We start from the raw sequence: 12,125 nt of genomic DNA, 5'->3' as shown, positions 1-12,125 counted from the left end.
CTGCGCTGATTCTAATGCTTTAAACTCCAAAAACTCACTAAATGATAACGCTGACACCTCTAACACCTTTAGCGGTGGCGGCGGCTTCACTCGTACCGCTGACGCGGCAATTAAGTGAATATTTTTATTAAGTTCAAGGATGCTTCCTAAAAACAAATCGCGCTGCTTAAGCTGCTGCAGATCGTCAATTAAAACGTAAACCTCTTCATTGGCATAACCTTTACTAGTTAGGTCAGCGGTCAAAGCCGGCGCTCCCCGGCTTAAGTTAGCCAAAACATCCGGATAAGCTAAATCGTAATAAACTGTCCTTTTGCCTTGTCGGTTTAGCCCATCCTGAAGATACTGTAAAATTGCGGTCTTGCCTACCCGGCGGGCACCCTGTAAAACCAGTCCCTTTTCCTTGCCAATCAACTTTTGAATTCGGGCAAGTATTTTCCTTTTATATAACTTCATTTTAATAAAAGTGTAACTATTATTAAAACATATGTCAAGAACTACTACTTGACATGTCATTTACACGGCACCTATACTGAATAATATAGCCTGCTATGTCTGATACAATTTTAAGTGGCGATTTTACAGTATATTACGGCGCTGAAAACCGACAAAAGCGCATTGTTTGGACCGGCTCGGCTACCGGAACAAGAACCGTTAATCAGCTTTACTCCGCTCTCCAGGATCTGTTTGACGAGTTGACCCAGATGGACGATGGCGTGCCCATGTCCGCCCAGACCCCGACCGAGTACACGATTGGTATTATTGACGCCGGTGATAAAGACCCCTGGTTTATCGACCGCACCACAGTCGAACACTTAACCGGCGGCGCCTTAAAAACCGCTTCCTGGCAGCGGGCCACCGGCACTAATACCGGTATCCTCAAGATCATCTGTAGCAACACGAATATCATTAGCGACGATATCGGTCTCGACATTACCACCGGCACTAATACCGGCACCTTATTGGATGTTAAAGGCACCGGCGCCGGCAGTATTCTGTGGGTCCGGCCGGACAGTACTGCCGCCACTAACGACTTTGACGACGCCGGCACTTTGACCTGCAACACTCACACCGCTACCTGGACCTCAACCGCCTCGGCCGGCGAATCCTTATGGTCCAACATCTACACTTTAGGCACGATCGAAGCCAATACCCACATCTATATCCAACAAAATCCAACCGGAAGCTCCCCTCTTCTCATTGCCTACAAAGATACCACTGACTGGTGGGCTGACGGCCACATCGATATTTTGATTAATATTAAAGAGTTAGGCGTGGAAACCGACGAAGGTTACATTACGGTTTTGGCCCGGCAGTACTCGAAAACCTATTCCTATTATGTGGTGGACTTAACCAACGGCGGAAGAAACCCGATTCCTCTTCAAACCGGCAATGATTTGGACAACCAAACCGGCTTCTGGACCTTTACCGGCTCAGCCGGAACCGGCACGTTTACCGCCGGCGAAGTGATCTCTAAAGCCACCACCACTAAAAAAGGCGTGGTCACGGCTGTTGGCGGTACTTCCGGCTCGCCCATTCTGACTTATTATCTCATCGGCGACCCAATCACCAATTTCCAAAACGGGGATACGTCGGTCACCGGCGCCGGTTCCAGCGCCGCCTGTACCGCCGGTACGCCCGCGGCCGCCGGACCGGCCGCTTTAGGGACTGCCCCGACGGTCACCCACGGTAGTCTTTCTGACGGCGGTAGCTATGATATTGACGAAAACGGCACGCCGGAAAACTACTCCATTGTCATCGACTGCAACCAAAATTCCCTGCCTAATGTTTACCAGCACTCCAAATATACTACCCGCCGCGGCGAAACCGGCACCACCAACACCGACAGCATCCAGGGCCAATTTTACATTGGTTCCGATTACCGCTTACGCTATTCCGGTTCAATTTCCGGTACGTTTACCGAAGGCAACACCTGCACCCAGGCAACCTCCGGCGCCAAAGGCACCATCGTCGAAGTCAACACCACAGATAAAATTGTCATTTTAAGAAACTCCCGGGGGACGTTCAATACCACTAACCTGGTTACTGACGACACTGCCGCCGGTTCGTTTACGCCCAATAGCGAAGCTTCGGCGGTCACGCCAATCGCCGCCGCACCGTTCGGCACCTTTGCCGGCGGCAAGTTCTTCTGCGCTCCGGGCGTAGTGTTAACCGATTATCAAACCTCTGACGCCAATAACTTCCAGTTGGTTGATGACAACGGCACTGTCCGCGTCGCTCCCACCAAAGCCACGATTACCGTCAGTAATACCCGCGCGGCGGACAAAGTCGCTGTTTTTAGGTTAACCGGTTCCGGCGGAGACATTAATAAAAGCGAGTACGCCGCCACTGTCCAAACCCAAGCAACCACAACCGCGGTTATGGGTAGTACAATTACCACCGATTCACCCGGTAAAGCCACCGGCGGCATCATTCGTCTGGTGGACGCCAGCGCCACTACCGAATACCGAATGCGGTTCTCCAGCTGGACCACTACCACTTTCACTCTGGCCTACACGAACGTGGCTTCGGCTGACGCCGGCACTACCACCACTAACATTACTAAAACCGGCATCGGCACCGCCAGCTTGGTCGGCGATCTAGTAATGAACGTCACCCGGTCTAATGCCGTTAGTTACGTCACCGCCATTGTCGATGCCAACAATGTGACTATTTCTCCGGCAATTACCGGCCAAACATCAACTGACAACATTAAATTCAACTGCTTACCGGTGGCCACGACCACCAGCCCGCAGGATTATTGGTACGTGCCGTTTATCGACGCTTACGAAACCACCGGTTCTCAAGGTACGCCCGGTTCGGAAGCGATTACCATTACCCATTCGGCCACTGATGCGGACATTTATATCCGGGTCCGCGCCCGGCAGGCCGGCAACATTCTGCCGTTCGAACAGGACTCGAGCGTCGTCGGCGCCAACCCCACCAATGTCAGCGTCATCAGAACCACCGATACTATATTCCAATAAATTAACTAAACTATGATTTATAAACGTTTTGAACTGTCCCAATCATTAAACGGCGATCACCTTGTTTATATTGCCCGTAATAGCGCCGGCATTGTCGTTTTCAGGGAAGCATCCGAAACTAAACTCAAGAAAACCATCGATCGTTATTTAAAACAGCAACAGCAGGAAGAATTGCTGGCCAGTCAAAAAAAAACAGAAAAATCCCTGAAAAAAGGTTTGTTTGCCAAAAAGAACCCACCCCAAAAACCCAAAACCATTCAAGCGGAAGCCCCGACTCCACCCACCCGCATTACCCGCACTCAAGACGGGAAGTTCATCAGCAAAAGCCAGCTAGAAAAAGCCGAACTGTCCAGAAAGAAACACTTTTGGGGTTAACCGAAGATGACCGACCTCACCCTTCCGGTCACCAAAGCTGAAGCCCTGCGCTATGACAAAACTAGCCTCGAAGCCGAAGTCAGCCACCGGCGCAAAAATATTAAATTGTTTCAGGACCAAATTACTAATGAAGAAAAAGAAATTGAACGACTCTGGCAAATCATTGCCATTATCGATGCCAATCAGTAGACCCTTAACCAAAAAAGAATTAGATAATCTTAAAGAAGTCCGCCGCTACGGCGTTACTGATTTAAAAAAGTATATCCAAAAAATCAAAAAAAACATCAGGGTCTTTAACGAAGCGATTAGCAAAGAAAAAAAAGAAATGACGCGGATAACCAATATGATTAAAGTCCTGCAAAATGACATTAAAACCGCCGATGAGTTAAAAAAAACCGCCAAATGAATGATTATTTCATTAAGACAACCCAACCCCAAACAGACTTAAAGCGCATCAACGACTATTTGTTAACTTTCGTCGGCGAAATTCAAGTGAAAACCAACACCGCCGCCGGTGCCAGCATTTTTTACTCCGGCCTGAAAACACCCTCCACCCTCACTTTAAAACCCAACCAAATCCGGCTGGTTTGTTCTCCGGAAGACAATTTATCGGTCACGTTCATCAGAAATATCGGCCTGCGAATTTATAATCCCCTCTTAAAAGCTTTTATCCCCAATGACCCGAACATTTTGGAAGTTAACCAAACCAATCCCATCTTTAAACAATATCATTTAACCCCAATTTTTAGGTATAACCACAGCCTAGTTTTTTTCTGCCGGGATAAAAGCAATAAAATTCATCTGGTTAACCGCCACTTACTGGAAGATTTAACCAATCACCCGCAACCAAAGTTATTTCCCAGGGAATTCAGCATAATCGTCGCCGAAGACATTGGTTGTTTCGTCGCTTTATTTGACCGGGGCTTGATTCCCATCAACTTCCATCAATTCCTTTATGGCCGGTCGAAAATCATTAATCTTTCCGGTTTCAATCTGGAAAAATTACCGCCTCACCTCTCCATGAACACAATCTATTTCCAATTAGACCATAAAAATCAATCTTTTACGCAAACGGAAATGCCCCATCTGCCCCAAACCATTAATTTTAAAAAAATACCGTCAAACTGCCTGGCAATCAAAGTCGCCCAGGATATTGGTTACCAATACAAGGGTAAATCACCCATCCCAATATTGTCAGTTTCGGTTTTTCAGGAACTATAATATATAGTATGGCCACACTGACATTTTTCAAAACCGAGCGGGTCATTCAGGTCGATTCACCCCAAACCGTGGTCACTGCCCAGGATTTACTTAATCAAATCCGGCTCTACGAAGAAAAACCCATTAACCTGGATTACGGAACGATTGCCAACGCTTACGGCAAACAACCCTTGGGCGGCAGCTCGTACGTGGGGATCACTTTGGAACTAATCAATGACTGGCGGATTGCTTTTGAGGCCAGAAACGGCCCGGACACCGTTCTGTGCACGGTTTCCGGCGGCAACTTAGTCGCCATCAACCAATACAGTAATAACCCGATCAAACCCACCGCTTTTACCCAGGTGGTTATTGCCCAATCCTCTTCCCCGACAATCATCCAGTCCAGCACCGATTATGCTACTCTCTATCTCTTGGAATCGCTCACCGGCCGGAGTAAATCCATCGGCGGTATTTATTACTGGAATCCCACTTCCGGCAGTGACGGTAATGACGGTTTAACCCCGGCTAAGGCCGTGGCTTCGTTTGCCAAAGCCCAAACTTTGGCCTCTGGCGGTACCGGCGATATTATTTTTGCCTTAGCCACGGCTACCGGCGGTATCACTACGGTCACGGAAAAATTAAATATTACTAAAAATAATCTTAAGCTTCGGGGTGCCGGTTATTCTTTTCAGTTAGTCCCCACCTCCCCCGGAACTCCGACGCTTACGGTCGGAGCGGACAACGTGGAAATCTCCGGCTTTTATATCACCACGGCTACGAGCGGGACTGACAACGCGATTACCATTACCGGCGATAACACCCTAATTGAAGGCTGCTGGATTAAATCAACCAGCGGCCACGGCATTGATTTATCTTCCAGCTCCCGGACCCAAATTGCCACCTGTGCCATTGAAAACTGCACTGCTAATGGTATTAATATCGGCCCTACGACTACCTTAGCCAGTATCAAACAATGTATCATTACCGGCAATAGTGACGGCATTGACCTGTCCGGTTCGGGTGTGGCTGATAACATTTTTGAAAATAACTTGATTTACAATAATTCCGGTTATGGCATCGACATCGGCAGCGGAGTCACCCGCACCGGCGTTCGACTAAACCACACTTTTTCCGGTAATACCGCCGGCTCCACCCGGGATCTGGGCACCAGCACCTTTATTGAAACCCAGGCAGGTGGCGCTTCGCCAACGGAAATTGCCGACACTGTCTGGGATGAAGTGATTGCCGGCCACGCCACTGTTGGAACGGCCGCTAAAATCCTCAAAGATATCAAAACCAAGGCCACCCTGGCCTCGCTCAGATAAAAAGCTATGGACAAAGATCAAGCCATTGCCAAATACCTTCCCTATCTCAAGGAAATCCAAGGCAAGCTTTTCCATGTCCTGCTGGTATTTTTTACCACCGGCATAATCGGCTTTATGTACTATCAAAAAATCATCAACTTCATTATGCGTATTTTTAAACTGGAAGGCATCAATATCATGCTGACTTCGCCCTATCAATTTATTGATTTAGCCATAAACACCGGCTTGCTTATCGGGCTGATTTTTTCTCTCCCCCTATTAGGTTATTATCTGATTACCTTTGTCAAACCGGCGCTGAAAGCCAAAGAGTATTTTCTTCTAAAACGCCTTTATCCCTTAAGTTTAGTTCTGTTTGTGGCCGGTTTTCTTTTCGGCGCCTGGATTATCCAACTCATTATCACCCTCTACGCCCAAGTAACACAGGAATTCTCGATCAAAAACCTGTGGGATATCAGTAGTTTCTTCTCCCAAATTATCACTACCGGTATCTTAATGGCTTTGGTTTTTCAGCTGCCGATTGTCCTTTCTGCCCTGCTCCAACTCAAATTGATCCAGTCCCGGACCCTAAAAAAATCCCGGAAATATATTTATACGGCTATTCTTGTCTTTGTTGCCTTGTTGCCCCCAAATGACATTTTCTCTCTAATTGTCTTAACAATTCCCCCTTTACTTCTTTTTGAGCTGACGTTATTATTGAACCAATCATTAATTATTAAAGAATAATCAATGTTTAAAAATCTAGGGACAGGTGAAATCATCGTCATTGCTCTAGTTCTCCTGGTTCTCTTTGGCAGCAAAAAGCTTCCCGAGCTGGCACGGGGCCTAGGTCAATCCGTCAAAGAACTGAAAAAAGCCAAACAAGACCTGCAAAAGTCTTTAAAAGACGATGAAGGAGGTGAATAATTAATGTTTAAAAACATCGGTACCACAGAAATCATCGTAATTGCCGTCATCATTTTAGTCCTTTTCGGAGGCAAGAAAATTCCGGAATTGATGCGCGGTATTGGCCAATCAATCAAAGAATTCAGAAAGGCCAGTAAAGAAAATAAAGAAGATAAATAAAATAGAAAGGAGGATTAAAATATGTTCAGTAATCTGGGAACAACCGAGATTATAATCATTGTGGCAGTCTTGGTAATACTCTTTGGCGCTAAATTTCTCCCCAAAATGGGTAAAAATCTGGGGCAATCCAAGGTTGAAATTAAAAAAGCCGCTAAAGACCTAAAAACAGCCATTAAAGACAAGGAGTAACCGCCTATGTTTAACAATATAGGCTTGGGCGAAATCATCATCATCGCCTTAGTTTTAATGCTTTTTTTTGGCGGCAATAAACTACCGGAACTCGCCCGGGGCATCCACCGTGCCACTCAAGAATTCCGCCACGCACTTAAGGATGATGATCAACCGCAAGTAAAAAAATCCAGACCAAAAAAGGCCTAGGTTAGCCATGCCCTACCTACTTGCCCTCACCTTTTTCCTCTTCGCTACTCCGGCCTCAGCCGCTAATTACCAACAGTGTTTCACCTCCTCTACCTGCACCATCGGCGAGTTTTTGTATGACGACCAATATCAACCAATAACCACCGCCACCTGTTCCGCCACCATTAAATATCCTGACGGAGGCAATTTTTTAACAGGAAATATTGCCACCGGCTCCGCTGATGCCTGGTATGCTTATGAAGCCACCATCGGCACCACCACCGGACTGTACCGCACCAACCTCTGCTGTACGACTCCCACTGCCGAATATCTTTGTATTGATAAATCATTTGAAGTCACTGCCAGCCCCAGCGCCACCCTGACTTCTGCAGACATTTGGAATTATACTTCCCGGACCTTAACCGGCTATGGTTCCCTGATTACTGATATCTGGGCCTCTACTTCCCGCTCCCTGACCGGTTTCGGCTCTCTTGCCGCTGATGTTTGGAATAGTTCCTCCCGCTCGCTTACCTCTTTCGGTGACTTGGTGGCCAATATTTGGAGCAGTAGCACGACCGCCACCACCGGCCCGGCCCAAACCTTAACCGTCATCACCACGGAACAAACTAAGCAACGGGAATTACTGGAAAAATTGGTCAACGCACCGATAGTCTCTTTGTCATTGGAAGAAAATCAGGTAATCCCCAACTTAAACGTTAAGCTGAAAGAAAGCCAAACTCAGGCCAATGCCCTTTATGACACGGTCAAGAGCGCCAAATCCCGTCTGTTAGTTTTAAACAGCAAATGGGGCCAATTGAGCCAAAACGCCATCACCCAGGAAATTACCTCGCTCTCTTCTTTGTTTCAAAATTATCCGCCTTTAACCAGCCTGACTGCCGGCTGGAACGCGCCGATTATCGCCTTACTTAATCAATCCGCTGTCAACTTCAATCTCTCTCTCGCTCCTTTGCTAACCAGCGCGGCTGTTTCCAAACCAAAACTAGCTCCTTCTGCTTTATTAAATAGCTTAGAATACCTTAATAATCTCGAGGCTGATGTGGGTGACATTACCAGTGTCAGTAATAACACCACTCTGTACGGTTATCTGGCCCAAGTGAGCGAACGTAACGTTGTTCTGGAAACAGAAAGACAAAAATTGGCGGTTATTTTGGAAAACTGGGATGGCCAAGGTGAAAACATTCTGTCACAAACCGTAAACAACACCCGCGATCGCCTGCTGGCCCTCAATCAATACCCCGGCGGCGCCAATCTGACCAAACCAACCAAAATCAGCTCAAATCAAAAATTAAACCTTAAAAACATTGTCTTCAACCTTCAGGCCCTCCTGGGGTTAAATCAACAAATGCTGGCACAGGCGGTCGGAACTCCTATCCGCTCGCTTTGGCTGGAAGAAGGCAGTATTATCTTTCGAGCCGTCATTACCAATCCCAGTACTATTATCAGCCAAACCGTTCCTTTGAAATTTTATCTGCCCCGGGAATTAAAAACCGAGGATATTGTTACTCTTGACCCCTCCTTAAATACCCAGTATGACGCGGTTGAAGATGCTTTATACGTCACCGGTTCTTATGAACTTAAACCAGAGGAAACCAAGCTTGTCTTTGTCGAAGTGCAGGATATTTGGCAACTCGCCCCGGCTGAACTGGAAACGATCAGAAAACAGGCCGCTGAACTGCTGCGCCCCATTGAAAAAACCAGCTATTTCAGCCAGGGAACTGTGCTTAAATCCCAAATCGAAGTCACTTTAGATAAAATCCTCATGGCGCAAAAAAAAGCCATCACTCCGGAGAACCGGATCCGGGCCTTTCGTGAAGCCCGGCTCGAACTTAATGGCGTCAACGCCAATATGACTCGGCTCCAGGACCTGGTCGCGGAAGCTTCGGGCACCGGCTCAATCTTCGGCTTTGTCGGCGGAGTGCAGACCGTAGCCGTCTGGGGTATTCTGCTGATTGTCATTGCCAGCTTTGTCTTTTTAACTATCTATATGCGCCAACTGAGCCGGCGGCGGCCTAAACTCAAAATAACCACTCCTGAAATTACTCCCAAACACTCCTTTTGGACCAGCCCTGCCGTCATTCCAATTATTATTATTTTCACCTCAGTTGCCACTGCCACAATTACTCAACTTTTACTTAAATCCAGGGCCGCCCCGGCCCAAATTCAGCAACTAATGCCGCCAGAGCCCTCGCCAGAGCTCGCCTCCCCCCTTGCCTCGCCGCAGCCGTCAGGCGTAGGCGGGTCGCCCGCCTCCCCATCGGCTTCCCCTAAAAACCAGAATATAAATATTAAAAATGAAAAAGAAGTCCTGGGGGAAAGCATTCCCAGCCGCCTGACCGTTCCGGAAAACAGCAGTGTTAATATCAGAAGTAAACCTAGCTCCGCTGCACCGGTAATTATGACCGTCAAAACCAGCATTGATGTTTTCGTTTTTTCCAAAAGCGATGATTGGTCACGTATCGATTTTGGCCCCAATGACGCCAATCAATCCTGGTGGGTCAGCTCGCAATTTTTAGATTAAATAAGTAGTGCGTCAGTATCGCCAGCATTAACCCCAACCACCAATACCGCTTTCCAAACACTACAATCATCGCCGCCGTGATCCCATGCATCGGCATAGTTAATAACAAACGCCAAAATATAGCGCTCATGTTTTGCAATAAGTTGGCATTAACCAAAAACAAAATCGCCTCGCTAAACCCAAAAACCAAACCCAAGCCAAAGGCCTGCCGTAAGCTACTACTACGGTAAATCACCAACGCTTTGGCTGCTTCTTCGATTAGCGCCGGAAACGGCAAAACCAGCTCGACGAACCACACTATCATTGGTAGAATCAACATCCACAGCGTCAACATATCTACATCATAGCCTAAATTTTTACTTTTGTCTTTTTCCAATCTTTTACCAGCCTATAAAATATAACTCGTAAATATCCAAAAAACGATAAAATTACTAATAAAAAACCAAGATTAACCAAAGCCATTTTTACCAAAATTAAGTCAATGAACACAATTATTACTCATTATTCAATCTGTACATACAGAAAATATCAGTTTTCACGCATTTCTTCTTTAAAGTCCCAATCCATTGACTAAAATCAGTCTGATTAAATCCTGTAATAAATTTATCAAAAACTTATAATATAATAGGTCCAAAACTATTCTGTCTTGAATTTACCAATCTTTACCACTATTAAAAACTGTTAAAACGATATTTCTTTAACAAATCCTGAAGTTCCCCCGGGTTAAGCTTTCTGCCATCAAATTTATCCGTTTTCCCCGGCATTAAGTGAATGTGAGCATGCGGTACTTCCCAACCCCAAACCACCAACTTAACTATTTCTTCCTTACTTTTTTCCCGCAAATGTCTGGCAATCTTACCCACAGTTTCAAAATATTTACCTAAATTGTCATAATCCCAGACATACTGAACGTGCTTTTTGGGAATCACTAAAGTATGGCCTTCGGTTTTTGGGAAAATATCCAGAAACGCCAAAAAATCTTTATCTTCGTAAATTTTATATGACGGAATTTCCCCGGCCACAATTTTACAAAAAATACAGTCAGTCATACTTAAATAATAGCAAAAAGAGGCGACGCAGACAAATTCGGATTGGCGCCCGCAATCATGTTGCCCTTCGGGCACGCGTGAGGACGACATAGACGAGTTTGTCGAGTCGCCAAATGCTATAATTCTTTGATGAAACCGCCTTTAATTCTCGCCATCGACACTTCCTGCGATGAAACCTGCGCCGCCGTTTCCTACGGACGCCAGATTTTAAGTAATGTCATTTCTTCCCAGATTAACATCCATGCCAAATACGGCGGCGTTGTCCCCCACTTAGCCAAGCGTGCCCACCTGGAAAAAATTGAATTTGTGGTAACTGAAGCCCTGAAAAGGTCTGTCCTTAAAGGACTCAAGTTGCGTCAGCAACCTGAAAAGAATTCAAAAAGGACAGACCTTACTGGAATTGATGCCGTCGCCGTGACGGTCGGCCCCGGCCTTGCTCCAGCCTTAGAAGTCGGTGTTAATTTTGCCAAAAACTTGGCCCAAAAACTAAATAAACCTTTAATTGCTGTCAACCACCTCGAAGGCCACCTGCTTTCCTGTCTGGCAAATATGACAGGTACCGTACCTTACATATTTCCGGCTATCGGGCTGATTGTTTCCGGCGGGCATACCGAACTGGTGCTGGTGAAATCCATCGGCCACTACCAACTCTTAGGTCAAACTCTCGACGATGCCGCCGGCGAAGCCTTAGACAAACTGGCTAAAATGCTGCAACTCGGCTACCCCGGCGGCCCGATTATTGAAGAATTGGCCAAGCTTGGTAATCCCGACGCTATCAAACTTCCTGTTCCTCTCCAACACTCCAATGATCTAAACTTTTCTTTCTCCGGCTTAAAAACCGCCGCCATGTATATTATTCAGAAAAGAAACACACCCGGTGTGAAAGATGTTCACACACCGGGTGTGAAATCCTCGGAAGTGAAATTCGTTTACGATCTCTGCGCTTCTTTCCAACAAGCTATTGCCAAAAGCCTAACCACCAAACTCATCTTTGCCATCGACCACTATTACCCTGCTTCCCTTCTTCTCGGCGGCGGCGTCCTCTCCAACCTTTATTTTCGCCGCCAAATCCGCCAAAGCGTCAATCTGCCGCTTTATTTGCCCAAAAATAAGAAGCTTTTTACTGACAACGCCGCCATGATTTGTATTCCGGCTTATTATAAATTCTTAAAAAAAGACTTTGTTAAAGACATCAGCACACTTGACCGCCAACCCAACTTAAATTTTTAGTGTC

General features: G+C 46.4%; 16 protein-coding genes. 13 read left to right on the top strand and 3 right to left on the bottom strand.

Annotated features, from left to right (window positions below; genetic code table 11):
* On the bottom strand, positions 1 to 453 hold a 453-nt coding region (locus NTZ93_02455), incomplete at its 3' end, for an AAA family ATPase (protein MCX6816698.1).
* Between the two features lie 95 nt (positions 454 to 548).
* Here NTZ93_02455 and NTZ93_02450 point away from each other — a divergent pair.
* The 12 genes from NTZ93_02450 to NTZ93_02395 are packed head-to-tail and all read left to right on the top strand — an operon-like array spanning position 549 to position 9,842.
* A complete protein-coding gene (locus NTZ93_02450) occupies positions 549 to 2,984 on the top strand; it encodes a hypothetical protein (protein ID MCX6816697.1) in 2,436 nt (811 codons plus the stop codon).
* 12 nt (positions 2,985 to 2,996) lie between these two features.
* Positions 2,997 to 3,359 carry a hypothetical protein gene (locus NTZ93_02445; protein MCX6816696.1) on the top strand — a complete coding sequence of 121 codons (363 nt, stop codon included), beginning with the start codon at positions 2,997 to 2,999 and terminating at the stop codon, positions 3,357 to 3,359.
* Between the two features lie 6 nt (positions 3,360 to 3,365).
* Positions 3,366 to 3,548 carry a hypothetical protein gene (locus NTZ93_02440; protein MCX6816695.1) on the top strand — a complete coding sequence of 61 codons (183 nt, stop codon included), beginning with the start codon at positions 3,366 to 3,368 and terminating at the stop codon, positions 3,546 to 3,548.
* Positions 3,535 to 3,765 (top strand): hypothetical protein, encoded by a 231-nt coding sequence (locus NTZ93_02435; GenBank protein ID MCX6816694.1) that lies wholly within the window; start codon positions 3,535 to 3,537, stop codon positions 3,763 to 3,765. The genes NTZ93_02440 and NTZ93_02435 overlap by 14 nt, the downstream gene beginning before the upstream one ends.
* Positions 3,762 to 4,580 (top strand): hypothetical protein, encoded by an 819-nt coding sequence (locus NTZ93_02430; GenBank protein ID MCX6816693.1) that lies wholly within the window; start codon positions 3,762 to 3,764, stop codon positions 4,578 to 4,580. Before NTZ93_02435 ends, NTZ93_02430 begins: the two co-directional genes overlap by 4 nt.
* 8 nt (positions 4,581 to 4,588) lie before the next feature.
* Positions 4,589 to 5,884: a right-handed parallel beta-helix repeat-containing protein gene (locus NTZ93_02425; GenBank protein ID MCX6816692.1), complete on the top strand. Its 1,296-nt coding sequence runs from the start codon at positions 4,589 to 4,591 to the stop codon at positions 5,882 to 5,884.
* A 6-nt stretch (positions 5,885 to 5,890) separates the two neighbouring features.
* Positions 5,891 to 6,607 (top strand): twin-arginine translocase subunit TatC, encoded by a 717-nt coding sequence (locus tag NTZ93_02420; GenBank protein ID MCX6816691.1) that lies wholly within the window; start codon positions 5,891 to 5,893, stop codon positions 6,605 to 6,607.
* Between the two features lie 3 nt (positions 6,608 to 6,610).
* Positions 6,611 to 6,787, top strand: a complete 177-nt coding sequence (tatA, locus tag NTZ93_02415) for a twin-arginine translocase TatA/TatE family subunit (GenBank protein MCX6816690.1) — start codon at positions 6,611 to 6,613, stop codon at positions 6,785 to 6,787.
* Positions 6,788 to 6,790: 3 nt separating this feature from the next.
* Positions 6,791 to 6,946, top strand: a complete 156-nt coding sequence (tatA, locus tag NTZ93_02410) for a twin-arginine translocase TatA/TatE family subunit (GenBank protein MCX6816689.1) — start codon at positions 6,791 to 6,793, stop codon at positions 6,944 to 6,946.
* 21 nt (positions 6,947 to 6,967) lie between these two features.
* On the top strand, positions 6,968 to 7,135 hold the full coding sequence (locus tag NTZ93_02405) for a twin-arginine translocase TatA/TatE family subunit (GenBank protein ID MCX6816688.1): 168 nt from the start codon (positions 6,968 to 6,970) through the stop codon (positions 7,133 to 7,135).
* A gap of 6 nt (positions 7,136 to 7,141) precedes the next feature.
* Positions 7,142 to 7,324: a twin-arginine translocase TatA/TatE family subunit gene (locus NTZ93_02400; GenBank protein ID MCX6816687.1), complete on the top strand. Its 183-nt coding sequence runs from the start codon at positions 7,142 to 7,144 to the stop codon at positions 7,322 to 7,324.
* 7 nt (positions 7,325 to 7,331) lie between these two features.
* Positions 7,332 to 9,842: an SH3 domain-containing protein gene (locus tag NTZ93_02395; GenBank protein ID MCX6816686.1), complete on the top strand. Its 2,511-nt coding sequence runs from the start codon at positions 7,332 to 7,334 to the stop codon at positions 9,840 to 9,842.
* Here the strand turns inward: NTZ93_02395 and NTZ93_02390 are convergent.
* Both NTZ93_02390 and NTZ93_02385 read right to left on the bottom strand, forming a co-directional pair.
* Positions 9,820 to 10,176, bottom strand: coding sequence for a hypothetical protein (locus tag NTZ93_02390; protein MCX6816685.1), 357 nt, complete (start codon positions 10,174 to 10,176; stop codon positions 9,820 to 9,822). The two genes, NTZ93_02395 and NTZ93_02390, sit on opposite strands and share 23 nt — an antisense overlap.
* 337 nt (positions 10,177 to 10,513) lie before the next feature.
* Positions 10,514 to 10,891 (bottom strand): HIT domain-containing protein, encoded by a 378-nt coding sequence (locus NTZ93_02385; GenBank protein ID MCX6816684.1) that lies wholly within the window; start codon positions 10,889 to 10,891, stop codon positions 10,514 to 10,516.
* Between the two features lie 129 nt (positions 10,892 to 11,020).
* On the opposite strand from NTZ93_02385, the gene tsaD reads away from it, so the two are divergent.
* Positions 11,021 to 12,121 (top strand): tRNA (adenosine(37)-N6)-threonylcarbamoyltransferase complex transferase subunit TsaD, encoded by a 1,101-nt coding sequence (tsaD, locus tag NTZ93_02380; protein MCX6816683.1) that lies wholly within the window; start codon positions 11,021 to 11,023, stop codon positions 12,119 to 12,121.
* Positions 12,122 to 12,125 lie beyond the last annotated feature (4 nt).

The organism is Candidatus Beckwithbacteria bacterium, from assembly GCA_026397255.1.
Lineage (GTDB): Bacteria > Patescibacteriota > Microgenomatia > UBA1400 > CG1-02-47-37 > JAPLVF01.
The sequence above is the reverse complement of the archived record's forward strand: the minus strand, read 5'-3'. Positions and strand labels throughout refer to the sequence as shown.